This window comes from Mesorhizobium sp. M7A.F.Ca.CA.002.15.2.1, from assembly GCF_003998715.1.
GTDB classification, from domain to species: domain Bacteria; phylum Pseudomonadota; class Alphaproteobacteria; order Rhizobiales; family Rhizobiaceae; genus Mesorhizobium; species Mesorhizobium ciceri.
In genome coordinates this window covers 1-1,082 of sequence record NZ_RZPI01001069.1, presented here as the reverse complement: position 1 = coordinate 1,082, position 1,082 = coordinate 1, and the positions used below count along the sequence as shown (strand labels likewise).

Annotated in this window: 1 protein-coding gene; it reads left to right on the top strand. The window is 65.0% G+C overall.

The window, feature by feature from the left end; genetic code table 11:
- Positions 1-868 (top strand): serine hydroxymethyltransferase (gene glyA / locus ENZ74_RS32650; RefSeq protein ID WP_164761436.1); only part of this gene is annotated, 868 nt, incomplete at its 5' end.
- Positions 869-1,082 lie beyond the last annotated feature (214 nt).

Below are 1,082 nucleotides of genomic sequence, written 5' to 3'. Positions count from 1 at the left end.
ATGGTTCAAGGTCGTCTCCTATGGCGTGCGCCAGGACGACCATCTGCTCGACATGGATGCCATCGAGAAGACCGCGCATGAAACCAAGCCGAAGCTGATCCTGGCCGGCGGCACCGCCTATTCCCGCGTCTGGGACTGGAAGCGTTTTCGCGAGATCGCCGACGCGGTCGGCGCCTATCTGATGGTCGACATGGCGCACATCGCCGGGCTGGTCGCCGGCGGCGTGCATCCGTCGCCGCTGCCGCATGCCCATGTCGTGACGACCACGACGCACAAGTCGCTGCGCGGCCCGCGCGGCGGCATGATCCTGTGCAATGACGAGGACATCGCCAAGAAGATGAATTCGGCGGTGTTCCCCGGCCTGCAGGGCGGCCCGCTTATGCATGTCATCGCCGCCAAGGCGGTTGCCTTCGGCGAAGCGCTGAAGCCAAGCTTCAAGGTCTATGCCGAGAGCGTTGCCGCCAACGCCAAGGCGCTCGCCTCCAGCCTCAAGGAAACCGGTCTCGACATCGTCTCCGGCGGCACAGACAACCATCTGATGCTGGTCGATTTGCGTCCGAAGAACGCCACCGGCAAGCGCGCCGAGGCGGCGCTGGGCCGCGCCAACATCACGTGCAACAAGAACGGTATTCCGTTCGACCCGGAAAAGCCTTTTGTCACCTCGGGCGTGCGTCTCGGCACCCCGGCCGGCACCACGCGCGGCTTCGGCCAGGCCGAATTCCGGGAGATCGGCAAGCTGATCGCCGAAGTGCTGGATGGTCTCAAGGTCGCCAATTCCGACGAGGGCAATGCCGCCGTCGAAGCAGCGGTCAAGGCCAAGGTCGTGGCGCTGACCGATCGCTTCCCGCTCTATCCCTATCTCGGCTGACGCGATAGGAAGTTTTGCGGCCTGCTGCAACGACAAGCGTCGTTTCAGCAGGCCGGGGCGACCGACAGGAGCCTTGATGATGCGACCATTTCGTTTCGCCGACCTTGGCGCCGTTGGCGCTCTGGCTGCTTTGATCGCCGGGCCTTTCCCCGGCAACGCCTTGGCGCAAACCGCCCCTGCTCAAGCCGCGCCCGCGCAACCCGCTCCTGCGCAA